We start from the raw sequence: 24,622 nt of genomic DNA on the forward strand, positions 1-24,622 counted from the left end.
TATGAGCCGTGCGATTTCACATAGTTCCGATCCGCTCATCGCGATTTTCGAAATTTTTCGAAATATTATCCAAGATGGCACTGCTTTCATTTTGATATCACGCGCCGTTTCGCCCTTTATAAATGGGGAGTTAGCGGGGGTGGATAGTTTTGTGCCACTACGGTAGAAAAAAATGTGTGCCACTACGCAAAAAACTGACGAGTGTCGAGTGAAACAAAAGTTAGCCTGCAGAGGGGACGATTTGTTGGCGTCATGAAGCTGACGAAGTGGGAGGGGAAGCAAGATGACAAGTACGGGGTTGATCGAGGCCCCCGATCAGGGAGCCTTATAAAGTTATGCTTTATTCCGGAGCATGGTCGCGCAGGAAAACCAGTTTGTCAGGGCTCGATTGTTGGGCGTTGAAGCGATAGCCCTGTACATCGAATTGCTTGAGGGCGGCAGGGTCGTTGATGCGTTCCTGGATCACGAAGCGACTCATCAGGCCGCGGGCTTTCTTGGCGTAGAAACTGATGATCTTGTACTGGCCATTCTTCAAATCCTTGAACTCGGTGTCGATGACGCGCGCTTTCAGGGCGCTGCGCTTGACCGCCGAGAAGTACTCGTTGGACGCCAGGTTCAACAGGACATCGTCACCTTGTTCGGCCAGGGCTTCGTTCAGCCACTCGCTGATACGCGTGCCCCAGAATGCATAGAGGTCTTTGCCCCGGGCGTTGGCCAGCTTCGTGCCCATCTCCAGCCGGTAGGGCTGCATCAGGTCCAGCGGGCGCAGCAGGCCATACAGGCCGGAGAGCATGCGCAGGTGCTGCTGGGCGTAGTCGAAGTCGGCCTCGCCGAAACTCTGGGCGTCGAGGCCGGTGTAAACGTCGCCCTTGAAGGCCAGCAATGCCTGCTTGGCGTTGGCCGGGGTGAAGGCCGGCGTCCAGCTGCCGAACCGTGCGGCGTTGAGGCCACCGATCTTGTCGGAGACGTGCATCAGTTCGCTGATCTGTGCCGGCGAGAGCTCGCGCAGTTGCTCGATCAGCTCCTGGGAGTGGTCCAGGTACTGCGGCTGGGTAAAACGCTCGGTGGCCGGCGGCGTTTCATAGTCGAGGGTCTTGGCGGGGGAAATCACCATCAGCATCTAGTCGTCTCCTTCAAAGGTGCGGCGATTCTAGGGGGTTGTCCGGGTGGACTCCAGCTATAGGGGCAATAGGGGATGGGTGGTGTGATGCGAGTTGTGGTCTGGAACCCGCATGTTCTTGTGGCGAGGGAGCTTGCTCCCTCGCCACAAAAGCGGGTATGTCCAGATAAGTGGTTGGAGCCGACAAGTCGTCGCCCCAGGATCAGCTATGATGCGGCGCGGGTTTCGTTATGGAGACATACCTTTTGCGTATCGCCCTTGTGTTATCGGCCTGGCTGTTGAGTTGCAGCGTCATCGCCGCGCCCAACGACATTGCGACCCTCGATCGCAGTACCTGGCCGGAACAGCTCACCAGTCCGACCTTGTTCGACGTGGCCTCGCGGGCCGAGATCCTGATGTTCGCGCGGGTGTTGCTGGACGTCGACGCCATGGATGAAATCGCCCTCAAGCAATACCTGGGGCTGCGCACGGTCAACATGGCCGCGGTGGACGCGCTTCGCGCCCGGTTGTGGCAGCGGCTGCTGGACAACTACAACTTTGCCCAACGCAGCTGCGACCAGGACGCCTCTTTCTGTTATCTGGTCGAGAACATGGCGACGCTGCGCGAAGAGGCGCGCAGGTTCCACCTCGATGAGAGTTCGTTCTATTACAAATGGGCCGGGCCGAGCCAGGTCTTCCACACCCAGTACCGCGACGAGCTGTTGCGAAAAGCCGCGCTTTTCCCGCAAACCAGCAGCGAAATCGCGCGGTTCGGTGATTACGAGCGCAACGGCGAGGCCATGCATGACCGGCTCTTCCTGCTGACCTTCGACAGTGGCGCCAACGTAACGCCGGACAATACCCCATGGCTGACGGATTACCTGCGCAAGTCGAACATGAACGGCACCTTCTTCGTGTTGGGCAAGGATATCGAGGCACGGCTGGCGGAGCATGCCGTCAACGGCCTCCAGAGCTTGTATTCCGGGCAGTGCGTGGGGGTTCAGGGCTGGGAGTTCCGTTCCCATAGTTATTGGCAGGACTGGCAGGATTCGGTGCGGCGCAGCGTCGACCTGGTCAAGGGCAAGTTGCCGGAGAACTACGTGCCGCTGTTCCGTCCGCCCCAGGGCCAGCGCCGTGGCGACGCCGAAGGGTTCTTCCGGCAACAGGGCCTGCAAGTGGCGCTGTGGGACATCGATCCCCAGGACAGCACCTTGCGGCTCAAGCCCGAGCAAAGCGCCCAGCGTGCGCTGACGCTGATGCTGTTATGGCGCCACGGGGTGATCAACTTCAATGCCAAGCAGGAGGGGGTGAAGACGGCGCTGCCGTGGCTGGTGACGCAGACGGCGCAAAGCGGGATCGGTTGGGAAGACTGCCAGGAAGCGTTTCGCTGAAAAACCTGCAAAAGGCCCGTAAACATTGGGCGGCGCGCAAATTTCGGCGCACATTCAGGGCAACCGGACTTCCGACTTTAACGGTGCGGGGGCGGTACGCCAAGGGTTATTCGTCACTCTGAAAAATAAACTTCAAAAAAGCGTCAAAGTGCTTTTTCCTGTCATGGTTTTTGGAGTATCAAGAAGTCAGACCGCCGAAACCTGCAACACAGGTGGCGTCTTCCAAGACCCAGATTGTGTGCAGTTCACCTGAACCCTCGCGGGTGAATTCGGTGGCTACCTCGAGGCGCAGCACTGTCACGGTATTGCGTCGAATGGCCCCCACAAAGGTGACCGAGTATGGATGACCACGGACGTAGCCCTTCCTCCAACCAGCCAATCCTGTATGTACTCGATACCAACGTATTGATTCACGATCCAAACGCGCTCCTGAACTTCGAAGAACACCACGTCGCCATCCCGATGACCGTGCTGGAGGAACTGGACAAGCTCAAGAGCGGGCATCACAGCGTGGCCGCCGAATGCCGCCAGGCGATCCGCCTGATCGACAAGACCCTGGGCGATGCCTCCCCCGAGGACGTCGAGCTCGGCGTGCCGATCCAGCGTGGCAAGAGCGGTCCCAAGGGCCTGCTCTCGATCCTGATGAGCAAGCGCACCGAACCGAACCTGGTGCTGCCTGAACACCTGAACGACAACATCATCATCAACCAGTTGATCGACCTGCACGCGCGCAACAAGGACCAGGCCGTGGTGTTGGTCACCAAAGACATCAACATGCGCCTCAAGGCCCGCGCCTGTGGGATCGCGGCGGAGGACTACAGCACCGACCAACTGGTCGACGACGTCTCGCTGTTACCCAATGGCTACCACACCATGACCGGCTCCTTCTGGGACCGGGTGAGCAAGGTCGAGACCCGCCAGGATCACGGTCGCACCTGGCACCAGGTGCAACTGATCGACAACCTGCCGGCGGTGCACATCAACGAATTCATCATCGACGAACAAGGATTTGTCGGCTGGATCAAGGAAATCCAGGACGACAAGCTGCTAATCCTCGACCTGCACCAGGAGCCCCTGTTGCACCAGGAGGCCTGGGGCCTCAAGCCTCGCGACATTTACCAGAGCCTGGCGCTGTTCGCCTTGCTCGACCCGGACATTCACCTGGTCAACCTGTCCGGCGCCGCCGGTTCGGGCAAGACCATCCTGGCCCTGGCCGCCGCCATCGAGCAGACCATGGTCAGCAAGCGTTACCGGCGCATCATCGCCACCCGCAGCGTGCAGGGCCTGGACCAGGAAATCGGCTTCTTGCCCGGCACCGAGGCGGAAAAAATGGAGCCTTGGCTGGGGGCCATCACCGACAACCTCGAAGCCTTGCACATGGATGACGAAAGCACCCATGGCAGCGTCGACTACATCCTCAGCAAAGTGCCGTTGCAGTTCAAATCCCTCAACTACATTCGGGGCCGCAGCTTCCAGCAAAGCCTGATCCTGATCGACGAATGCCAGAACCTCACCCCGCACCAGATGAAAACCATCATCACCCGTGCCGGTGCCGGTTCCAAAGTGGTGTGCCTGGGTAACCTGGCACAGATCGACACCCCTTACCTGTCCGCGACCAGCTCCGGGCTGACGTACCTGACCGAACGCTTCAAGGACTTCCCCAACGGCGTCCACATCACCCTGCAGGGCGTACCGCGCTCGATCCTGGCCGAATACGCCGAATCCCACCTGTAACCCAACCAGACCGGACGGCCTCCAGGCCGCCCGGTTTTTTACGGCTGTACAACAAACCTGTGGGAGCGGGCTTGCTCGCGAAAGCGCTGTGTCAGACGCCTATTGAGCAATTGACCCACAGCATTCGCGAGCAAGCCCGCTCCCAAAAAGGGGATGTGCGGTGTCTGGGGCATTACAGCGCACCCCAGGTGCGACAATCAGGCGTGCCTGAATCTGACCCACGGGTTTACAATCGACACTCCCGATCAGGAGTAACCCTGTGCTGACTCATCTCGATTCCCAAGGTCGCGCCAACATGGTCGACGTCACCGACAAAGCCGTGACGTTCCGTGAGGCCACCGCCGAAGCCTTTGTGCGCATGCTGCCCGAGACCCTGCAGATGATCGTCAGTGGCGGTCACCCCAAGGGCGACGTGTTTGCCGTGGCGCGCATCGCCGGTATCCAGGCGGCGAAAAAGACCAGCGACCTGATCCCGCTCTGCCATCCCCTGATGCTGACCAGCGTCAAGGTCGAGCTCAGCGCCGAAGGGCACGAGCGGGTGCGCATCGTCGCCCGGTGCAAGTTGTCGGGCCAGACCGGGGTGGAGATGGAAGCCCTCACCGCCGCCAGCGTGGCGGCACTGACCATTTATGACATGTGTAAGGCCGTTGACCGCGGCATGACCATCGAAGGCGTGCGCGTGCTGGAGAAACTCGGCGGCAAGAGCGGTCATTTCCAGGCGGACGCCTCATGAAAATCAACGTGAAATTCTTTGCCCGTTATCGGGAAGCGCTGGGCGTGGAAGCGGTTACCGTCGACGGTGAGTTCGCCACGGTCGAGGATGTGCGCGCGTTGCTCGCCCGCCGTGACGGTGCCGACGTGCTGCGCGAACAGAACCTGATGTGCGCGCGCAACGAAGACCTGTGCCAGCTCGACGAACCCCTGGCGGACGGTGACGAAGTGGCCTTTTTCCCCACCGTGACCGGAGGCTGAACCATGGCGATTCGGGTACAGGCCGAGCCGTTCGACCCGGGGGCCGAGGTCAATGGGATGCACGCGGCCAACGTCGGCGTGGGGGCGGTGGTCAGTTTTGTCGGCTACGTGCGCGATTTCAACGACGGCCTCGATGTGTCCGGGATGTTCCTGGAGCATTACCCGGGCATGACCGAGAAGGCCTTGGGCAAGATCGCCACCGAGGCCGAGCAACGCTGGCCGCTGCTCAAGCTGGAGGTGCTGCACCGCATCGGCGCGCTGGAGCCGGGCGAACCGATCGTGTTCGTCGCGGCCGCCAGCGCCCATCGGCAGGCGGCGTTCGACGCCTGCGCCTTTGTCATGGACTACCTCAAGACCCGCGCGCCATTCTGGAAAAAGGAAAACACCGCCGACGGCCCGCGCTGGGTCGAGGGCCGGGACAGCGATCATGCGGCGGCGGATCGCTGGAAGTCGTGAGCAGGTCCGTTTCCTTGCAGTGACTTCCAAGCGCTTTTGCGAGCAGGCGTCCTCAGCCTTGCCCCCTGTCCAATGGCGAAGACCTGAAGCCAAAAAAAACGCAGCCTCGGTGGGCTGCGTTTTTTTGTTGCGCCAGGCTCAGGAGCGCTTGCGCTCGACCGGACGCAGCAGATGCGTCGGCGGCATTTCGCAACTGATCTTGCGGCCCAGCAGCGCCTCGATGGACGGCAACTGGTAGGAGTCGTCTTCCCCGGCGAAACTGATGGACACACCTTCGGCGCCCGCGCGGCCGGTGCGGCCGATCCGGTGCACGTAGTCGTCCGGTACTTCCGGCAGGGTGAAGTTGATCACGTGGCTGATGCCGTCGATGTGGATGCCGCGACCTGCGACATCGGTGGCCACCAGGACGCGGATCTTGCCTTCGCGAAAGCCTTCCAGCGTCTTGATGCGCTTGTGTTGCGGCACGTCACCTGACAGCTGCGCGGCGTTGACGCCATCGCGCACCAGGCGTTCCTCGATGCGGCGCACTTCGTCCTTGCGGTTGGCGAAGACCATCACCCGTTCCCAGCCGTTGTCGTTGACCAGGTTGTAGAGCAGCTTGTACTTGTCGGCACCGGCCACCGCGTAGATGTGTTGCTCGACGTTTTCGCTGGCCACGTTCTCGGCTTCGATCTCGACGATGGCCGGGTCGGTGGTCCACTGCTTGGCCAGGTTCATCACGTCATCGGTGAAGGTGGCGGAGAACAGCAGGGTCTGGCGCTCGCTTTTCGGCGGGGTCTGGCGAATGATCTGGCGGACCTGGGGGATGAAGCCCATGTCGAGCATGCGGTCGGCTTCGTCCAGGACCATCACTTCGACCATGTCCAGGTGCACGTCGCCGCGCTGGTTGAAGTCCAGCAGGCGGCCCGGGGTGGCCACCAAAATGTCGCAATGGCGGGCTTCGAGGTGCTTGAGCTGCTTGTCGAAGTCCATGCCACCGACGAACGTCATGACGTTCAGGCCGGTGTACTTGGTCAGGTCGGCGGCGTCCTTGGCGATCTGTACCACCAGCTCGCGGGTCGGGGCGATGATCAGCGCCCGCGGTTCACCCATGTAGCGTTCCTTGGGCGGCGGGGTCTGGAGCAGTTGGGTGATGATCGAGATCAGGAACGCGGCGGTCTTGCCGGTGCCGGTCTGGGCGCGACCGATGGCGTCCTTGCCGGCGAGGGTGTAGCCCAGCACCTGCGCCTGGATGGGCGTGCAGTATGGGAAACCCAGGTCCTGGATGGCATGCATCAGTTCAGGGGCCAGCTTGAAGTCGTGGAAGCGGGTCTTGCCTTCCTGGGGGGCGACGACGAAATCTTCCAGCTTCCAGGCGACGGCCGGCGGTTTTGGCGCTCGTTCGCGGCGTGGCCGGGGGGATTCGTTGCGTGGTTTCTCCGGCGCCGGGGCGACGGGTTTGGCGGCGGATGGCGCCGCCGGCTGTTTTTTCTCCTGCGCCACAGGGGCGGTCCGGCGCGGCTGCTGCGCATCGGGACGGCTCGGGGCGGGGACAGGCGCGCTGGTGGCAGGCGCGAGCTGTTCGGCCTCGCTTTTACCGAACATCTTCTTGAGTGCTTTGAGCACGGTCATCTCATCGATTGGTTAAGGAATGTACGCCGGCCAGTGTAATGCAAGAAACGGGCGCGGCGTAGTGGGTTCGTCAACGGCCTGGCGTGACGATTTGCCTCTTAGCGCAAGCGCTCGGCCAGCCAATGGCCAATGTCACGAATCTCTTCGGGTAACACTTCGTGGCCCATTGGGTATTCCTGCCATGTCACGGTGACACCATGCTGCTTCAAATACTCCTTGGCGGTGCGCCCCATCGGGTTGAGCACCACTTCGTCGTACTGCCCATGCAGCGCCAGCACGGGAATGCGTTGCTGGCTGGCCGACAATTGCAGTTCGTCGCCGAACGTCGGGGCATACGTGGAGAGGGCGATCACGCCGCCCAACGGGCCCTGCCATTTCACGAACGCCGTGTGGTAGACCACTGCGCCGCCCTGGGAGAACCCCGCCAGGAAAATCCGCGAGGCGTCTATCCCGCCGGCTCGCTGGGTTTCGACGAGGTCGATGACCCGTTGCGCCGAGACTTCCAGTTGCTGTTCGTCGATGGCCCGCGCCGGGCTCAGCGCGCGGATGTCGTACCAACTGGGCATCGCGTAGCCACCGTTGATCGTTACTGGCTGGGTCGGCGCCTGGGGTAGAACGAAACGCGTGGTGAGCAGGCTTTGCTGCAGCATTTCGGCCACTGGCAGGAAGTCAAAGCGATCGGCGCCCAGGCCGTGGAGCCAGATAACGCATGCGTCTGCGGTGCCGCTGGGCTCGAGAATCAAGGGGTCGGTCATGGTGGTGCTCCAAATCTGTGCGGGCGCGCCCTATCAGTGCATTGTTACGGTGCGCGTCCGGTGTCTCAGTTAATTAGATGTCGCAAACTTACAACTTTTTGTCTTGACGTGTTTTACAAGGGCCAAGCGCAGCGGTCTGGTACGGGCTTTGCTATGAGGATGCCTGAGTGATGATTCTTACGCTGCGCGGTAACACTATCAGCTTGACGCGACGCATGGGATATCAGAAATCCGGTGATGGATGTTCGCCAATAGCCGCTACGGGCTTCGCGAACGTGAAGGGCTACAGCCCGTTCGGCCGATTGGTGAGAAGTGGCATGACCACTGCTGGTGGACGTTCTCATTAATAGACTCATAGCGAAGGTCCAGACGTCGGTTGACCCTAAAAAAAGCCAACAAGGGTCGGCAATGCCTCAAAAGGGTGCGACAGGACTCAAGCTCCGACACAACAAGAGCAAAACTGGAGGTTTGAATGAAGTTACTGAAATCCACCCTGGCTGTCGTGACTGCAGCAGCTGTGCTCGGTGTCAGCGGTTTCGCGCAGGCGGGTGCGACCCTGGACGCGGTACAGAAGAAGGGTTTCGTGCAATGCGGTGTGAGTGATGGCCTGCCAGGTTTCTCGGTGCCTGATTCGACCGGCAAGATCGTCGGTATCGACGCCGACTTCTGCCGTGCCGTGGCCGCTGCCGTATTCGGCGATGCAAGCAAGGTCAAGTTCAGCCAGTTGAACGCCAAGGAGCGCTTCACCGCGCTGCAATCGGGCGAAATCGACGTGCTCTCGCGCAACTCCACCATGACCAGTTCCCGTGACGCGGGCATGGGCCTGAAATTCCCAGGCTTCATCACCTACTACGATGGCATCGGCTTCCTGGCCAACAACAAGCTGGGTGTGAAGAGCGCCAAGGAACTGGACGGTGCAACCATCTGCATCCAGGCCGGTACCACCACCGAGCTGAACGTGTCCGACTACTTCCGCGCCAACGGCCTGAAGTACACCCCGATCACCTTCGACACCTCCGACGAAAGCGCCAAGTCGCTGGAATCCGGTCGTTGCGACGTGCTGACCTCCGACAAATCCCAGCTGTTCGCCCAGCGCAGCAAGCTGGCCTCGCCGAAGGACTACGTCGTTCTGCCGGAAACCATTTCCAAGGAACCCCTGGGCCCGGTCGTGCGTAACGGCGACGACGAGTGGCTGGCCATCGTGCGTTGGACAGGCTATGCACTGCTCAACGCTGAAGAAGCCGGCGTGACCTCGAAGAACGTCGAGGCCGAAGCCAAGTCCACCAAGAACCCGGACGTGGCTCGTTTGCTGGGCGCTGACGGTGAGTACGGCAAGGACCTGAAACTGCCGAAGGACTGGGTCGTCCAGATCGTCAAGCAAGTTGGCAACTACGGTGAAATGTTCGAGCGTAACCTGGGCAAGAGCACTCCGCTTGAAATCGACCGCGGCCTGAACGCGCTGTGGAACGCTGGCGGCATTCAATACGCACCACCAGTGCGCTGATGGTTCTATCACCCGGTGGGCCAACCACCGGGTGATGTTCTGTTCCATTCTTTGCGGGGCACTTCATGCAAAATTCAATCGGCGCACCAAAGCAGAGGCTCAGCCTCAGCGATCCAAAAGTGCGTGCGTGGGTATTTCAGATCGTCACGGTCGTGGCGGTCATCGCGCTGGGCTGGTACCTGTTCGATAACACGCAGACCAACTTGGCACACCGGGGCATCACCTCCGGTTTCGGCTTCCTGGAACGCAGTGCCGGCTTCGGCATTGCCCAACACCTGATCGACTACACCGAAGCGGACAGCTATGCCCGCGTCTTCGTGATCGGTTTGCTCAACACGCTGCTGGTGACCTTCATCGGCGTGATCCTGGCGACCATCCTCGGCTTCATCATCGGTGTCGCACGCTTGTCGCAGAACTGGATCATCTCCAAGCTGGCGACCGTCTACGTGGAGGTTTTCCGCAACATTCCGCCGCTGCTGCAAATCCTGTTCTGGTACTTCGCGGTATTCCTGAGCATGCCGGGGCCGCGGGCGGCCCATAACTTCGGCGACACGTTCTTTGTCAGCAGCCGGGGCTTGAACATGCCGGCCGCGTTGGTGGCGGACGGGTTCTGGCCGTTCGTGGTCAGCGTGGTGCTGGCGATCGTCGCCATCGTGCTGATGGCCCGCTGGGCCAACAAGCGTTTCGACGCGACCGGCGAGCCGTTCCACAAGTTCTGGGCCGGCCTGGCGCTGTTCCTGGTAATCCCGGCCTTGAGCGCGCTGTTGTTCGGTGCGCCGGTGCATTGGGAAATGCCGCAGCTCAAGGGCTTCAACTTCGTCGGCGGCTGGGTGCTGATCCCGGAACTGCTGGCCTTGACCCTGGCCTTGACGGTGTACACCGCGGCGTTCATCGCCGAGATCGTGCGCTCGGGCATCAAGTCGGTCAGCCACGGCCAGACCGAAGCGGCGCGCTCGCTGGGCCTGCGCAACGGTCCGACCCTGCGCAAGGTGATCATCCCGCAAGCCCTGCGCGTGATCATTCCGCCGTTGACCAGCCAATACCTGAACCTGGCGAAGAACTCCTCCCTGGCGGCCGGTATCGGTTACCCGGAAATGGTGTCGCTGTTCGCCGGCACGGTGTTGAACCAGACCGGCCAGGCCATCGAGGTGATTGCGATCACCATGAGTGTGTACCTGGCGATCAGTATCAGCATTTCCCTGCTGATGAACTGGTACAACAAGCGCATTGCGCTGATCGAGCGGTGAGGAAACGCGCATGACATCCCATACTTTCAAGCCTGACATGCCGCCACCGAGCAACAGCATCGGTGTGGTGGCATGGGTGCGCGCCAACATGTTCTCCAGCTGGATCAATACGCTGCTGACCCTGTTCGCGTTCTACCTGATCTACCTGATTATCCCACCGCTGCTGCACTGGGCCATCCTGGATGCGAACTGGGTGGGTACTACCCGCGCCGACTGCACCAAGGAAGGCGCCTGCTGGGTGTTCATCCAGCAGCGTTTCGGCCAGTTCATGTATGGCTACTACCCGACGGAACTGCGCTGGCGCGTAGACCTGACGGTGTGGCTGGCAGTGATCGGCGCGGCGCCGTTGTTCATCTCGCGCTTCCCGCGCAAGGCGATCTATGGCCTGAGCTTCCTGGTGGTGTACCCGATCGTTGCCTGGTGCCTGCTGCACGGTGGCGTGTTCGGCCTGGACGCCGTGGCGACCAGCCAATGGGGCGGCCTGATGCTGACCCTGGTGATCGCTACGGTCGGCATCGCCGGCGCACTGCCGCTGGGTATCGTCCTGGCCCTGGGCCGGCGTTCGAACCTGCCGGCGATCCGCGTGGTCTGCGTCACCTTCATCGAGTTCTGGCGTGGTGTGCCGTTGATCACGGTGCTGTTCATGTCGTCGGTGATGCTGCCGCTGTTCCTGCCCGAGGGCATGAACTTCGACAAGCTGCTGCGGGCGCTCATCGGGGTGATCCTGTTCCAGTCGGCCTACGTGGCCGAAGTGGTGCGCGGCGGCCTGCAGGCCATTCCCAAGGGGCAGTACGAAGCGGCCGCGGCGATGGGCCTCGGTTACTGGCGCAGCATGGGCCTGGTGATCCTGCCGCAAGCCCTCAAGCTGGTGATCCCGGGCATCGTCAACACCTTCATCGCATTGTTCAAGGACACGAGCCTGGTGATCATCATCGGCCTGTTCGACCTGCTCAACAGTGTGAAACAAGCCGCCGCCGACCCGAAATGGCTGGGCATGGCCACTGAAGGCTACGTGTTCGCCGCCCTGGTGTTCTGGATTTTCTGTTTTGGTATGTCGCGCTATTCCATGCATCTGGAACGCAAGCTCGACACAGGCCACAAGCGTTAGGAGTTGACTCATGAGTGAAGCAATCAAAAAGCCTGTGAGCCCTGAAGGCATTATTCAGATGCAGGGCGTCAACAAGTGGTACGGCCAGTTCCACGTACTGAAAGACATCAACCTGAACGTCAAGCAGGGCGAGCGTATCGTGCTGTGCGGCCCGTCGGGCTCCGGCAAGTCCACCACCATCCGCTGCCTCAACCGCCTGGAAGAGCACCAGCAGGGCCGCATCGTGGTCGATGGCGTAGAACTGACCAACGACCTCAAGCAGATCGAAGCGATCCGCCGTGAAGTCGGCATGGTGTTCCAGCACTTCAATCTGTTCCCGCACCTGACCATCCTGCAGAACTGCACCCTGGCGCCGATGTGGGTACGCAAGATGCCCAAGCGCAAGGCCGAGGAAATCGCCATGCATTACCTGGAGCGCGTACGCATTCCAGAGCAGGCGCACAAGTACCCGGGCCAGCTCTCCGGCGGTCAGCAACAGCGTGTGGCCATCGCTCGTGCCCTGTGCATGAAGCCCAAGATCATGCTGTTCGACGAGCCTACCTCGGCCCTCGACCCGGAAATGGTGAAGGAAGTACTCGACACCATGATCGGCTTGGCCGAAGACGGCATGACCATGTTGTGCGTGACCCACGAAATGGGCTTCGCCCGCACCGTGGCCAACCGCGTGATCTTCATGGACAAGGGTGAGATCGTCGAGCAGGCCGCGCCGAACGACTTTTTCGACAACCCTCAGAACGACCGCACCAAGCTGTTCCTGAGCCAGATCCTGCATTGATCGACCTTGGGCAGTGAGATAAACCCGGACGCTGTTCCGGGTTTATTGTTTGTGCAGCGGATGCTCAAGGCACCGTGAGGGTTTCGTGCTCCTTGTGCACCGTTGTCTTGAATTGCCTCAAGTCGGCGTCTTCCGCCAGCGTCTTCGCATCGACGAGCAGATGAGGGTAACGGTCGAGCAGGCGCATCAGCAGCATCAATGCCTTGGGTGGCAGTACCTCGCCGCGCTCATAACGGGAAAACGCGTTGTGACCGCCGCCGGACAACAGCGCCACCGCCTCCTTTTGCGACAGATGCAATTTGCGTCGAACGCGTTTCAACTCTTCGCCGATCATCTTCCTGGCGGCATTGACCAGCTCATCGCCCACGCGGTCATGACGTTGCGAACAGTCGGCGTCGTACTCGACTTCCCCGCACATCTGGCACTCCCAGCCAGACAGATCGTCGACCCGACGTTCCAGTCCCTTGACGGCCAGGGTTTCACCACGGCCTTCGAAATGCGACATGCCCTGAGGGGCACCACAGCTGAAACACTGCTGGGTTTTCATGCGTTCTTCTCCTTGAAGGAAACCACCGGTGGGCCGCCGCTCGGGCGATACGTCACCTTGATGTAAAGCTGCAAATCATGTGAGTGAAAGTGATAGACGTCGTGCCAGATCCGATGATTGTCATAGGTCGTCATCGACTTGTAGAACTGGCTGCGCTGGAGCCCGGCCATCACCGCTTGCATGTCGGCGAGCGTCAAGCCGAGCGCCCGTGCGGTATTTTTGGCGGTGCTGGTGAATGCGTTTCCTTTGAGCCGCCGGACATCTGCCTGGATCACCGCCAGATCGTAATGAGGTGTGTTCTTGTCCATAAGAGCCCTGAACCCTGTGAAGTAAATTACCCTCAAAGGGTAATTTTGACCAATCGAAAATTTCGCTCCATTTCCCTCCCCATGACCTTAGGCGGTTGCCGCCCTACACGAAGCTGACTAACATGTCAGAAAATTCGGTTTGTGTTTTCACCGCTGCCTGGCCGGCACTCAGCGAGCTGTACCGTTATTTTTCCAGCGTGATGGGTGTGCAATCGCCACCGGCGCCCCAGCACCATTCCTCATCAATCCTTGTCCGACTTGATCCGCAACGGGGCAAGCCCGCTGTCGATGGTTGATCAATGAACCCTGATCCAGAGCTTTCCATGCCCCGCGATTCGCTTGACCCTATTGCCCAGGCCGCGCCGAAACGCGCTGGCGACCTCGAAGAAATGCTGATCGACGCCGAAGCCGACGACGAGCAGACCCAACGGAGCCATCCGTTGGTGCGCCGCCCTTGGCTTTTGCTGCTCGGCTTGATCCTGGTGGCGCTGAACCTGCGTCCGGCGCTGTCGAGCATGGCGCCGCTGCTCAGCGAGGTGTCCGCAAGCCTTGGGCTGTCGGCGGCCCAGGCCGGTCTGCTGACGACGCTGCCGGTGTTGTGCCTGGGCCTGTTCGCGCCGCTGGCGCCGGTGCTGGCGCGGCGGTTCGGGGCGGAGCGCGTGGTATTGGGGATCCTGCTGGCGCTGGCCGGGGGGATTGTCTTGCGCAGTTCGTTCGGTCAGGTCGGATTGTTCGTCGGCAGCCTCTTGGCGGGTGCCAGCATCGGTGTGATCGGCGTGCTGCTGCCGGGTATCGTCAAGCGTGACTTCGCCAGGCAGGCCGGCACCATGACCGGCGTCTACACCATGGCGCTGTGCCTGGGAGCGGCGATGGCCGCCGGGGCCACCGTGCCCTTGAGTGAACACCTGGACCATCGCTGGGCCCTGGGCCTTGGCTTCTGGGCGGTCCCGGCCCTGCTGGCCGCGGTCTTCTGGCTGCCGCAAGTGGGTCAGAAGCACGGCGCCCACCAGGTGGCGTATCGGGTCCGCGGTCTGTTGCGCGATCCGCTGGCCTGGCAGGTGACGTTGTACATGGGCCTGCAATCGTCCCTGGCCTACATCGTGTTCGGCTGGTTGCCGTCGATCCTCATCGGGCGCGGTCTGAGCCCGACCCAGGCCGGCCTGGTGCTGTCCGGCTCGGTCATCGTCCAGTTGGTCAGCTCCCTGGCCGCTCCGTGGCTGGCCACGCGCGGCCAGGACCAGCGGCTGGCCATCGTGATCGTCATGGCTATGACCCTCGGCGGGCTGTTCGGCTGCCTTTATGCGCCCATTGAAGGCTTGTGGGGCTGGGCGATCCTGCTGGGCCTGGGGCAGGGCGCGACGTTCAGCCTGGCACTGACGCTGATCGTCCTGCGTTCGCGGGACGCCCACGTGGCGGCGAACCTTTCCAGCATGGCCCAGGGCTTCGGCTACACGCTGGCATCGCTGGGGCCGTTCGCGGTGGGCGTGGTCCATGACCTGACCGGCGGCTGGAACGCCCTGGGCTGGATCTTCGGCCTGGTGGGCCTGGGCGCGATGATCGCCGGTATCGGCGCAGGCCGGGCGCGGTACGTCGGCGTCAGCAGCGAACGGGTCACCGGGCTTCGTTGATGTCATTTTCATGGCGAATGACGATAGTCTTCGTCGCCGAGGCAGATTATCGTGCACCTCTATTCAAACGAATGCCGGAGTCTGTCCATGAGTGATGCCCACAACGCCCTGATCACCCGTTTTTATCAGGCCTTCCAGCGACTGGACGCCGAAGCCATGAGCGCCTGCTACACCGACGACGTGGTGTTCAGTGACCCGGCGTTCGGTGAGCTGCGTGGTCGTGACGCGGGCGACATGTGGCGCATGCTCACCACGCGGGCCAAGGACTTTTCCCTGACCTTCGACAGCGTGCGCAGCGATGACCGCACCGGCGGCGCCCACTGGGTGGCCACCTACCTGTTCAGCCAGACCGGCAACATCGTGATCAACGACATCCAGGCGCGTTTCGTTTTCCGCGATGGCAAGATCTGCGAGCATCACGACAGTTTCGACCTGTGGCGTTGGTCCCGCCAGGCGCTGGGCGCCAAGGGCCTGTTGCTGGGCTGGACGCCACTGGTGCGCAATGCGGTCCGGGCCCAGGCCCTCAAAGGGTTGCGAGCCTTCCAGGCCAGTCGCTGATAAGATCGCGGTTTGTTTTTGCGCACCTGTTGAACATCCCTTGACGACCGCCAACGAACTTTCCGAGTTGCCTGCACAAGGCCCCACCGAACCGGGCAAGCCCTGGTTCGTCTACCTGGTGCGGGCGGCCAATGGTGCGTTGTACTGCGGCATCAGCGATGACCCGGTACGGCGTTTCGCCAAGCATCAAAGCGGTAAGGGCGCGCGCTTCTTCCTGTCCAGCCCGGCCGTGGCGCTGGTGTACACCGAAGCCTGCCGCGACAAGGGCGAGGCCCTGCGCCAGGAGCGGCTGATCAAGAAGCTCAGGAAAAGCGCCAAGGAATGCCTGGTCGCCAGCATCAACCGCGCTGATACACCTTCATCAGGCCAGTAGGCTGCTTCTGCGTGGCGCGCTAAGCTGCAAGCCCTCATTCCTGCAGTGGCCAATTCTATGTCAGAGCTGATCCTTCATCATTACCCGACGTCTCCTTTCGCGGAGAAAGCCCGGCTGTTGCTGGGGTTCAAGGGCTTGTCCTGGCGCTCGGTGCACATCCCGCCGATGATGCCCAAGCCTGACCTCACGGCATTGACAGGGGGCTACCGCAAGACGCCTGTGTTGCAGGTCGGCGCCGATGTCTATTGCGACACGTCCCTGATCGCTCGCCGGCTGGAGCAGGAAAAGGCTTCGCCGGCGTTGTTCCCCGAGGGCCGCGAAATGATCGCGGCATCTTTCGCCGCGTGGGCCGACTCGGTGGTGTTCCAGCATGCGGTGAGCCTGGTGTTCCAGCCCGAGTCGATTGCCATGCGCTTCGCCAAGTTGTCGCCCGAGGCGATCAAGGCGTTCATCGCCGATCGTGCCGGACTGTTCAGTGGCGGCAGTGCCACGCGTCTGGCGGCCGAGCAGGCCAAGCATCAGTGGCCAACGATCATGGCGCGCCTCGAGCAGCAGTTGCAGCGCGAGGAAGGCGACTTCCTGTTGGGGGAGCCCTCGATCGCCGACTTCGCCATGGCCCATCCGCTGTGGTTCCTCAAGGGCACCCCGGTGACCTCGCCGTTGGTGGATGCATATCCGGCGGTGTCGGCGTGGCTGGCACGGGTGCTGGGCTTCGGCCATGGGGCAGCGAGCGAAATGAGTGCCGAACAGGCCCTCGACGTCGCCCGGAATGCAACGCCGGCAGCCTTGCCGGAGGAGTCGTTCGAGGAGCCGAACGGATTTGCCCTGGGGCAACGGGTGGCGATTGCCGCGACCGACTACGGTGTCGATCCGGTGGCGGGGGAGCTGGTGTTCGCCGGGCGGGAAACGCTGATCCTGCGTCGGGAGGACGAGCGCGCCGGGGTGGTGCATGTGCACTTTCCGCGGCTGGGGTTCAAGCTGTCAGCTCAGTAGCCCGGCGCCCCAGGCAGTTCAGCGCTGGATCATGGGCTGACAGGAATTTCGCACGTGATCCAGTTGTAGTCGGCATAGAAGCTTTCTTGTTTGAAGGTCGCCCTGGCCAGTGTCAGTGCGTCCTGGGTGCTGGATGCGCTCACGAAGAGGTTTTTTACGAAGACGAATCCCGGCATCGAATGGTACTTGCACAAATAGGACGCGGCTGAAGCGGAACTGGCATAGGTCCCGATGAGCAGGAACAACAGGCTCGGGCCGACGATTTGGATCAGCCGACGTTGAACAGGGCTGCGGCGTAGTGGGTTCATTTCCATAGGCTCCATCTGTTGAAGCAATCTGGCAGAGGACGGCCTCGGCGGTGTTTCTGCCGAGGCGCTGTCGTCTATGAAAATGGATTTGCCAGGGAGGGCGATACTGTAGACCTTGACAGTCCTGACCGGTGGTCAGGAGCGGGCTTGATGGGATATCAGGCCGCCCGACTCATCAATTTCGCCGTTTCAGCTGGTCCGTCAGGGACGTCGGCAACCCCTTGATGATCAATGTGCCGGCTTCTTCGTCGTATTCGATCTTGGAGCCCAGCAAGTGCGCTTCGAAGCTGATGGACAGCCCTTCGGCGCGGCCGGTGAATCGGCGGAACTGGTTGAGGGTGCGCTTGTCCGCCGGGATCTCCGGTGACAGGCCGTAGTCCTTGTTGCGGATGTGATCGTAGAAGGCCTTGGGGCGTTCTTCGTCGATCAGCTCGGACAGTTCCTCCAGGCCCATCGGTTCGCCGAGCTTGGCCTGGCTGCTGGCGTAGTCCACCAGGGTTTTGGTCTTTTCCCGGGCATCGTCTTCGGGCAGGTCTTCGCTTTCGACGAAATCACTGAAGGCCTTGAGCAAGGTGCGGGTCTCACCGGGGCCGTCGACGCCTTCCTGGCAGCCGATGAAGTCGCGGAAGTACTCCGAGACTTTCTTGCCGTTCTTGCCCTTGATGAAGGAAATGTACTGCTTGGACTGCTTGTTGTTCTGCCATTCCGACACGTTGATCCGCGCCGCCAGGTGCAGTTGGCCGAGGTCCAGGTGGCGGGAGGGCGTCACGTCCAGCTCCTCGGTCACGGCCACGCCTTCGCTGTGGTGCAGCAACGCGATCGCCAGGTAATCGGTCATGCCCTGCTGGTAATGGGCGAACAACACATGGCCGCCCACCGAGAGGTTGGATTCTTCCATCAGCTTTTGCAGGTGCTCCACCGCCACGCGACTGAAGGCGGTGAAATCCTTGCCGCCGTCCAGGTACTCCTTCAGCCAGCCGCTGAAGGGGTGCGCCCCGGACTCGGCGTGGAAAAAGCCCCAGGCCTTGCCTTGCTTGGCGTTGTAGCTCTCGTTGAGGTCGGCGAGCATGTTCTCGATGGCCGTGGACTCGTTCAGCTCGGAGTCGCGGGCATGGAGCACGGCAGGGGTGCCATCGGGTTTCTTGTCGATCAGGTGGACGATGCAATGACGGATCGGCATGGATTTCTCGGCTGATGAAAGAGAGGAGGGCGCGCTCCCCGAAAAAGGGCTCAGTGTACCGCAATCACTGGTTTTGGAACCCGGCAAAGGCTCTTTCAGAGCCGTCCGACAGCCCATATGCATTTTTTTACCGTTTTAGCGCAAGAAAGCTGACCAAATGGGTAGCTAGAGGCGGATATTTCAAAGGCATTGTGCTAGTTTTGCCCGGTCTTACGCGAAGTCACTGCGTTAAGCGTGCATTCAGCATTTGTCAGGTCGAACCAAACCCGGTTTTTGGCATCTATTACCCCGATCCGTCGCGGTGATTGCCGAGGGTGCCTGATCAAGATGGATCGGGCTCGATGGCTGACACTGCACTCTGCAATCCATATGAATTTGATAGGGAAGGAACACTACATGGCTCTTACTAAAGACCAACTGATCGCTGATCTGGCTGAAGCCGTAGACGCGCCGAAAACCACCGTGCGTGCACTGCTGGACCAACTGGGCCAAATCGTTGCCGATCAGCTGGAAAACGGCGGCGAAATCACTCTGCCAGGCGTTGGCAAGCTGAAAGTCACCGAGCGTCCTGCCCGTACCGGCCGCAACCCTTCGACTGGCGCTGCCATCGAAATCGCTGCCAAGAAAGTGATCAAGCTGGTTGTGGCCAAAGGCCTGACCGACGCGGTCAACAAGTAAGACCGCTGCAAGTAGAACCGTGCCAAGGAGCGATCCGGGCACGGTTTTTTATTGCCTCGCAAAAGTGGTCTGCGGCGAGGGGATAAATCCCTTTGCCAAAGCGTCATAGCGAGGCTTTTGTGGCGAGGGAGCTTGTTCCCGCTGCGTTGCGCAGCGACCCCAAGGCACGCTGAATCTGGTCTGCCTGATTCACCGATGTGCCAGGTCTTGGGGTTGCTGTGCCGCCCAGCGGGAGCAAGCTCCCTCGCCACAGGAGTGAGCGCCCAGCCGATTCAATCCTTGCGGACCCAGTGCGCCTGGCGCCAGGCCTGTTGTTGCGCCTCGTCCTGGAACGTCCAGGCCACGAAGCGGCTCTGTTTCTGCCCTTGGGACATTTCCACCACCTGGCTGTGCCGCGCGCCGGCCTTTTTCAGCGCGGCCTGGATCGCCGGCAGGTTCGACGCCTTCGACACCAGGGTGCTGAACCACAGCACCTGCCCGGCCACTTGGGCGCTTTCGCTGATCAGTTGCGTGACGAAACGCGCTTCCCCACCTTCGCACCACAACTCCGCCGCCTGGCCGCCAAAGTTCAGCACGGGCAACTTGCGCTTGGGGTCGGCCTTGCCCAGTGCTCGCCATTTGCGCTGGCTGCCGCGGGTGGCTTCCTCCAGGGAGGCGTGGAACGGTGGATTACACATCGTCAGGTCGAACCGCTCGCTGGCCTCCAGCAGGCCCAGCAGGATCTGCTTGCGGTTGGCTTGCTGGCGCAACCCGATGACCTTGTTCAAACCGTTGGATTGCACGATGGCCTTGGCCGAGGCGATGGCCGTGGGGTCGATCTCCGAGCCGAGGAAATGCCAGCGATAATCGCTGTAGCCGACCAGCGGATAGATGCAGTTGGCGCCGGTGCCGATGTCCAGCACCTTCACCGCTGCCCCACGGGGGATTTCGCCGTCGTTGTGGCTGGCCAGCAGGTCGGCCAGGAAATGCACATAGTCCGCCCGCCCGGGCACCGGCGGGCACAGGTAGTCGGCCGGGATATCCCAATGGGCGATGCCATAGAAGGACTTGAGCAGCGCCCGGTTGAACACCCGCACGGCTTCGGGGCTGGCGAAGTCGATGCTCTCTTTGCCGTAGGGGTTGATGATCACGAACCTGGCCAACTCCGGCGTGGACTTGATCAGCGCCGCAAAGTCATAACGGCCCTGGTGGCGGTTGCGCGGGTGCAGGCTGGCCTTCTCCCGTGGTGCCACGGTCTTGGCCTCGGTGGCGGGCTTGGGTTTCTGGCGGGCGGGTTTGGGCGTGCGAGGGGCGGTCATGGGCGAGTCGATTCGGGGATGGCTCAAAAAGTGGCGGGCATTGTCCCACATCCAGCCTGGTCTTGAGGCTTGCGCCGATTAAATGTGGGAGCGGGCTTGCTCGCGAAGGCGGTGTGTCAGTTAGCCAATGGGCGGTCTAATCCAGCGCTTTCGCGGGCAAGCCCGCTCCCACAATGAATCTTCATCGTCTGATAGAAAGTGCCGGGCATAAAAAAAGAGGTCCGATAGGACCTCCCTTTTCATAGCGAACCGCCGTTACAGGCTGGCAATCCGCGCGTGCTGTTCGGCCAGCTTGCCCAAGGCCTGTTCGGCCTCGGCCAGTTTGGCCCGCTCCTTCTCGATGACGTCGGCCGGGGCCTTGTCGACGAAGCCGGCGTTGGACAGCTTGCCGCCGACGCGCTGCACTTCGCCCTTGAGACGGCCGATTTCCTTGTCCAGGCGCGCCAGTTCGGCAGCCTTGTCGATCAGGCCGGCCATTGGCACCAGCACTTCCATCTCGCCGACCAGGGCGGTGGCCGACAGGGGCGCTTCTTCGCCGGCGGCCAGAACGGTCACCGATTCGAGCTTCGCCAGTTTCTTGAGCAGCGCTTCGTTCTCATTGAGGCGGCGCAGGTCTTCGGCGTTGGCGTTGTTCAGGAACAAAGTCAGCGGCTTGCCCGGACCGATGTTCATTTCGGCGCGGATGTTGCGCAGGCCCAGCATGAAGGTCTTGAGCCACTCGATGTCATCTTCGGCCGCTGGATCGATGCGGGTTTCATTGGCCACCGGCCAAGGTTGCAGCATGATCGTCTTGCCTTCGGCGCCGGCCAGCGGTGCGACGCGCTGCCAGATTTCCTCGGTGATGAACGGCATGAACGGATGCGCCAGGCGCAACGCCACTTCCAGCACGCGCACCAGGGTGCGACGGGTGCCGCGCTGGCGCTCGATCGGTGCGTTCTCGTCCCACAGCACTGGCTTGGACAGTTCCAGGTACCAGTCGCAGTACTGGTTCCAGATGAACTCGTACAGGGCCTGCGCGGCCAGGTCGAAGCGGAACTGTTCCAACTGGCGGGTCACTTCGGCTTCGGTGCGTTGCAGCTGCGAAATGATCCAGCGATCGGCCAGGGTCAGCTCATAGGCTTCGCCGTTCTGGCCGCAGTCTTCGCCCTTATCCAGCACGTAGCGCGCGGCGTTCCAGATCTTGTTGCAGAAGTTGCGATAGCCTTCGACGCGGCCCATGTCGAACTTGATGTCGCGGCCGGTGGACGCCAGGGAGCAGAAGGTGAAGCGCATCGCGTCGGTGCCGAAGCTGGCGATGCCGTCCGGGAATTCTTCGCGGGTCTGCTTCTCGATTTTCTTCAGCAGTTTTGGAGTCGGCTGCATCAGGCCGGTGGTGCGTTTCTCCACCAGCGCTTCCAGGTCGATGCCGTCGATGATGTCCAATGGGTCCAGGACGTTGCCCTTGGACTTGGACATCTTCTGGCCCTGGCCATCGCGCACCAGGCCGTGGACGTAGACCGTCTTGAACGGCACCTGCGGCGTGCCGTCCTCGTTCTTCACCAGGTGCATGGTCAGCATGATCATCCGGGCAACCCAGAAGAAAATGATGTCGAAGCCGGTGACCAGCACGTCGGTGGAGTGGAATTTCTTCAGGAACTCGGTCTGCTGCGGCCAGCCCAGGGTCGAGAACGTCCACAGGCCCGAGCTGAACCAGGTGTCGAGGACGTCGTTGTCCTGTTGCAGGGCCACGTCCGGCCCGAGGTTGTGCTTGGCGCGCACCTCGGCTTCGTCGCGGCCGACATAGACCTTGCCCGACTCGTCATACCAGGCCGGAATACGGTGGCCCCACCACAGCTGGCGGCTGATGCACCAATCCTGGATGTCACGCATCCACGAGAAGTACATGTTTTCGTATTGCTTGGGCACGAACTGGATACGACCGTCTTCGACCGCGGCAATCGCCGGCTCGGCCAAAGGCTTGGTGGACACGTACCACTGGTCGGTCAGCCACGGCTCGATGACGGTGCCGGAGCGGTCGCCTTTGGGCACCTTCAGGGCGTGATCGTCGACGCTGACCAGCAGGCCGGCGGCTTCGAAGGCCGCGACGATCTGCTTGCGCGCTTCGAAGCGGTCGAGGCCGGCGTATTCGGCCGGGATCTGGCCGTTGATGCTTTCGTTCAACGTGCCGTCGAGGTTGAACACCTGGGCAGCCGGCAGGACGTTGGCGTTCTTGTCGAAGATATTGAGCAGCGGCAGGTTGTGGCGCTTGCCGACTTCGTAGTCGTTGAAGTCGTGGGCCGGGGTGATCTTCACGCAGCCGGTGCCGAACTCGGGGTCGCAGTAATCGTCACCGATGATCGGGATGCGACGGCCGACCAGAGGCAGTTCCACGAACTGGCCGATCAGGGCCTTGTAGCGCTCGTCGTTCGGGTTCACCGCCACGGCCGAGTCGCCCAGCATGGTTTCCGGACGGGTGGTGGCGACGATCAGGTAATCCTTGCCTTCGGCGGTCTTCGCGCCGTCGGCCAATGGGTACTTCAGGTTCCACAGGAAACCTTTCTCGTCATGGTTCTCCACTTCGAGGTCGGAAATGGCGGTGTGCAGCTTGGTGTCCCAGTTGACCAGGCGCTTGCCGCGATAGATCAGCCCGTCCTCGTGCAAGCGCACGAAGGCTTCCTTCACCGCTTCCGAGAGGCCGTCGTCCATGGTGAAGCGCTCGCGGCTCCAGTCCACGGACGAGCCGAGGCGGCGGATCTGGCGGCTGATGTTGCCACCGGACTCATCCTTCCATTCCCAGACCTTCTCGAGGAATTTTTCGCGGCCCAGGTCATGGCGATTCTGGCCCTGGGCTTCGAGGCGGCGCTCCACCAGCATCTGCGTGGCGATACCGGCGTGGTCGGTGCCCGGCTGCCACAGGGTGTTGCGCCCCTGCATGCGACGGAAACGGATCAGGGCGTCCATGATCGCGTTGTTGAAACCGTGGCCCATGTGCAGGCTGCCGGTGACGTTCGGCGGCGGGATCATGATGGTGTAGGAATCGCCCGCGCCTTGCGGAGCGAAATAATTCTCGGACTCCCAGGTGTTGTACCAGGAAGTTTCAATGGCGTGCGGCTGGTAGGTCTTATCCATGCGCGGCGGGACCCTATTGGCATTTATTCAGGAAAAGCCGGCAAGTATAGCCCTGCGGGCAGAGGCAAGCTATAAGCTGCAAGCTGCAAGAGGAGAAGCTGGCTTTTGCTTTTGCTTTTACTTGCGGCTTAAAGCTTGGCGCTTGTAGCTGCGGCGAGCAGCCGCTCCATCCTGGCATCCAGGCGACGTTTGAGCTCGGTCTCGATGTGCGGGGCGAAGTCGTCGATGACGTCTTGCAGGATCAGTTGCGCGGCGGCGCGCAGTTCGCTGTCCAGGTGCAGCAAGGCATCAGGCCCCTTGGGCTCGGCCTTGGCAGCGGGCTGGGGTTCGGGTTGGCCGTTGATCGGGTCGAACAGCAGCGGGATCTGTTCTTCGTGCGCAGGTTCATGCACGACCGTGTCGGTCAACAATGGCGGCTGCAGGTTGTCGTCGCCGAGCAATTGGCGGATCGACTCGAGGTCATCCAGCAGGTGCGCGGGCTTTTGCGGTGGTTTTGGCGTGTCCATCGTAGGCTCAGAGTCGCTGTAAACGGTGGTCTTGCAGAGGATAGCCCTGTTCGCGGTAGAAACGGAAACTCTCCCGCGCGGCTTGTCGGATGGCCGGGTCTTCCACCACCACTTCCGCCACCCGGGCGAAGCGCGAGGCGAAGGCCGGTACTTTCAGGTCGAGGTTGACCAGCAGGTCCTGGTGCTGGCCGCAATCGGTCCCCAACCCCAGGACGATCAGCCCTTCGGGCTCGCTCTCGGCCGGGCCGTGGGGCACGAAGCTTTCGCCTTTGAAGGCCCACAGGCGCGCATCGAGGTCGTCGCGCTGGGCGGCATCGCTGCAATGCAGGTAGATGCGATGCCCCATGCGCCAGGCCTTTTCCGTGAGCTTGCAGGCGAAATCCAGCCGTGCCGACGGATCGGCACTGGGCAGGATGTAGAAATCGACTTTGGTCATTGCGGTTCCTGAGCCGCCGCCGGCGTCACCCGTGGGCAACGCCGGCGAC

25 protein-coding genes are annotated in these 24,622 nt (G+C 61.6%); 14 read left to right on the forward strand and 11 right to left on the reverse strand.

The genetic code is table 11. The features are described from left to right. Positions 1 to 340: 340 nt before the first annotated feature. Positions 341 to 1,120, reverse strand: coding sequence for a peroxide stress protein YaaA (gene yaaA, locus AD664_RS21050; protein ID WP_053149340.1), 780 nt, complete (start codon positions 1,118 to 1,120; stop codon positions 341 to 343). 245 nt (positions 1,121 to 1,365) lie between these two features. On the opposite strand from yaaA, the gene AD664_RS21055 reads away from it, so the two are divergent. The 5 genes from AD664_RS21055 (at position 1,366) to moaE (ending at position 5,652) form a co-directional block, all read left to right on the forward strand. Next, entirely contained in the window at positions 1,366 to 2,490 is a 1,125-nt protein-coding gene (locus AD664_RS21055; RefSeq protein WP_053149343.1) for a polysaccharide deacetylase family protein, read from the forward strand. A gap of 339 nt (positions 2,491 to 2,829) precedes the next feature. Continuing rightward, complete coding sequence (locus AD664_RS21060) at positions 2,830 to 4,224, forward strand: PhoH family protein (protein ID WP_042730167.1); 1,395 nt, start codon at positions 2,830 to 2,832, stop codon at positions 4,222 to 4,224. A 259-nt stretch (positions 4,225 to 4,483) separates the two neighbouring features. Further along, entirely contained in the window at positions 4,484 to 4,957 is a 474-nt protein-coding gene (gene moaC, locus AD664_RS21065) for a cyclic pyranopterin monophosphate synthase MoaC (RefSeq protein ID WP_042730168.1), read from the forward strand. Further along, complete coding sequence (gene moaD / locus AD664_RS21070; RefSeq protein WP_042730169.1) at positions 4,954 to 5,196, forward strand: molybdopterin converting factor subunit 1; 243 nt, start codon at positions 4,954 to 4,956, stop codon at positions 5,194 to 5,196. The genes moaC and moaD overlap by 4 nt, the downstream gene beginning before the upstream one ends. Before the next feature lie 3 nt (positions 5,197 to 5,199). Further along, positions 5,200 to 5,652, forward strand: coding sequence for a molybdopterin synthase catalytic subunit MoaE (gene moaE / locus AD664_RS21075; RefSeq protein WP_053149346.1), 453 nt, complete (start codon positions 5,200 to 5,202; stop codon positions 5,650 to 5,652). A 138-nt stretch (positions 5,653 to 5,790) separates the two neighbouring features. Here the strand turns inward: moaE and rhlB are convergent, their stop codons facing one another. Beyond that, on the reverse strand, positions 5,791 to 7,263 hold the full coding sequence (gene rhlB / locus AD664_RS21080) for an ATP-dependent RNA helicase RhlB (RefSeq protein WP_053149349.1): 1,473 nt from the start codon (positions 7,261 to 7,263) through the stop codon (positions 5,791 to 5,793). A 98-nt stretch (positions 7,264 to 7,361) separates the two neighbouring features. Continuing rightward, positions 7,362 to 8,018 carry an alpha/beta hydrolase gene (locus tag AD664_RS21085; RefSeq protein ID WP_053149352.1) on the reverse strand — a complete coding sequence of 219 codons (657 nt, stop codon included), beginning with the start codon at positions 8,016 to 8,018 and terminating at the stop codon, positions 7,362 to 7,364. A gap of 472 nt (positions 8,019 to 8,490) precedes the next feature. Here AD664_RS21085 and AD664_RS21090 point away from each other — a divergent pair, with 472 nt between their 5' ends. The 4 genes from AD664_RS21090 to AD664_RS21105 all read left to right on the forward strand — a co-directional run bounded on the left by AD664_RS21090 (position 8,491) and on the right by AD664_RS21105 (position 12,652). Next, positions 8,491 to 9,522 carry an amino acid ABC transporter substrate-binding protein gene (locus AD664_RS21090; protein WP_053149355.1) on the forward strand — a complete coding sequence of 344 codons (1,032 nt, stop codon included), beginning with the start codon at positions 8,491 to 8,493 and terminating at the stop codon, positions 9,520 to 9,522. 65 nt (positions 9,523 to 9,587) lie between these two features. Further along, positions 9,588 to 10,769, forward strand: a complete 1,182-nt coding sequence (locus AD664_RS21095; RefSeq protein WP_042730174.1) for an amino acid ABC transporter permease — start codon at positions 9,588 to 9,590, stop codon at positions 10,767 to 10,769. A gap of 10 nt (positions 10,770 to 10,779) precedes the next feature. Then, positions 10,780 to 11,877: an amino acid ABC transporter permease gene (locus AD664_RS21100; protein ID WP_053149358.1), complete on the forward strand. Its 1,098-nt coding sequence runs from the start codon at positions 10,780 to 10,782 to the stop codon at positions 11,875 to 11,877. Positions 11,878 to 11,887: 10 nt separating this feature from the next. Next, entirely contained in the window at positions 11,888 to 12,652 is a 765-nt protein-coding gene (locus tag AD664_RS21105; protein ID WP_042730176.1) for an amino acid ABC transporter ATP-binding protein, read from the forward strand. A gap of 64 nt (positions 12,653 to 12,716) precedes the next feature. On the opposite strand, the gene AD664_RS21110 is transcribed toward AD664_RS21105, so the two are convergent. Both AD664_RS21110 and AD664_RS21115 read right to left on the reverse strand, forming a co-directional pair. Next, positions 12,717 to 13,199, reverse strand: coding sequence for a type II TA system antitoxin MqsA family protein (locus AD664_RS21110; RefSeq protein WP_053149361.1), 483 nt, complete (start codon positions 13,197 to 13,199; stop codon positions 12,717 to 12,719). Further along, entirely contained in the window at positions 13,196 to 13,507 is a 312-nt protein-coding gene (locus AD664_RS21115; RefSeq protein ID WP_053149364.1) for a type II toxin-antitoxin system MqsR family toxin, read from the reverse strand. Before AD664_RS21115 ends, AD664_RS21110 begins: the two co-directional genes overlap by 4 nt. A gap of 323 nt (positions 13,508 to 13,830) precedes the next feature. Here AD664_RS21115 and AD664_RS21120 point away from each other — a divergent pair, with 323 nt between their 5' ends. The 4 genes from AD664_RS21120 (at position 13,831) to AD664_RS21135 (ending at position 17,059) form a co-directional block, all read left to right on the forward strand. Next, a complete protein-coding gene (locus AD664_RS21120) occupies positions 13,831 to 15,135 on the forward strand; it encodes a CynX/NimT family MFS transporter (protein WP_256207119.1) in 1,305 nt (434 codons plus the stop codon). Positions 15,136 to 15,222: 87 nt separating this feature from the next. Next, a complete protein-coding gene (locus AD664_RS21125; RefSeq protein ID WP_042730178.1) occupies positions 15,223 to 15,693 on the forward strand; it encodes a nuclear transport factor 2 family protein in 471 nt (156 codons plus the stop codon). Positions 15,694 to 15,733: 40 nt separating this feature from the next. Then, positions 15,734 to 16,066, forward strand: a complete 333-nt coding sequence (locus AD664_RS21130; protein WP_042730179.1) for a GIY-YIG nuclease family protein — start codon at positions 15,734 to 15,736, stop codon at positions 16,064 to 16,066. A gap of 57 nt (positions 16,067 to 16,123) precedes the next feature. Beyond that, the gene (locus AD664_RS21135) at positions 16,124 to 17,059 is read left to right on the forward strand and encodes a glutathione S-transferase family protein (protein WP_042730180.1); all 936 of its coding nucleotides are present in this window, start codon (positions 16,124 to 16,126) and stop codon (positions 17,057 to 17,059) included. A 29-nt stretch (positions 17,060 to 17,088) separates the two neighbouring features. Here AD664_RS21135 and AD664_RS21140 read toward each other — a convergent pair whose 3' ends face one another. Continuing rightward, the gene (locus tag AD664_RS21140; RefSeq protein WP_042730181.1) at positions 17,089 to 17,367 is read right to left on the reverse strand and encodes a hypothetical protein; all 279 of its coding nucleotides are present in this window, start codon (positions 17,365 to 17,367) and stop codon (positions 17,089 to 17,091) included. Positions 17,368 to 17,542: 175 nt separating this feature from the next. Beyond that, positions 17,543 to 18,547 carry a nucleoid-associated protein YejK gene (gene yejK / locus AD664_RS21145; protein ID WP_042730182.1) on the reverse strand — a complete coding sequence of 335 codons (1,005 nt, stop codon included), beginning with the start codon at positions 18,545 to 18,547 and terminating at the stop codon, positions 17,543 to 17,545. A gap of 396 nt (positions 18,548 to 18,943) precedes the next feature. Between yejK and AD664_RS21150 the strand changes: the two genes are divergently transcribed. Next, positions 18,944 to 19,225 (forward strand): HU family DNA-binding protein, encoded by a 282-nt coding sequence (locus AD664_RS21150; RefSeq protein WP_053149369.1) that lies wholly within the window; start codon positions 18,944 to 18,946, stop codon positions 19,223 to 19,225. Between the two features lie 272 nt (positions 19,226 to 19,497). Here the strand turns inward: AD664_RS21150 and rlmF are convergent, their stop codons facing one another. The 4 genes from rlmF to AD664_RS21170 form a co-directional block, all read right to left on the reverse strand. After that, a complete protein-coding gene (gene rlmF, locus AD664_RS21155; RefSeq protein ID WP_053149476.1) occupies positions 19,498 to 20,523 on the reverse strand; it encodes a 23S rRNA (adenine(1618)-N(6))-methyltransferase RlmF in 1,026 nt (341 codons plus the stop codon). 255 nt (positions 20,524 to 20,778) lie between these two features. Then, on the reverse strand, positions 20,779 to 23,631 hold the full coding sequence (locus tag AD664_RS21160; RefSeq protein WP_042731873.1) for a valine--tRNA ligase: 2,853 nt from the start codon (positions 23,629 to 23,631) through the stop codon (positions 20,779 to 20,781). A 128-nt stretch (positions 23,632 to 23,759) separates the two neighbouring features. After that, complete coding sequence (locus AD664_RS21165; protein WP_042731874.1) at positions 23,760 to 24,137, reverse strand: hypothetical protein; 378 nt, start codon at positions 24,135 to 24,137, stop codon at positions 23,760 to 23,762. 7 nt (positions 24,138 to 24,144) lie between these two features. After that, on the reverse strand, positions 24,145 to 24,573 hold the full coding sequence (locus AD664_RS21170) for a DNA polymerase III subunit chi (protein ID WP_042731875.1): 429 nt from the start codon (positions 24,571 to 24,573) through the stop codon (positions 24,145 to 24,147). Positions 24,574 to 24,622: the final 49 nt, after the last annotated feature.

Origin of the sequence: Pseudomonas sp. P97.38 (genome assembly GCF_001269745.1) — a bacterium.
Taxonomy (GTDB): domain Bacteria; phylum Pseudomonadota; class Gammaproteobacteria; order Pseudomonadales; family Pseudomonadaceae; genus Aquipseudomonas; species Aquipseudomonas chlororaphis_E.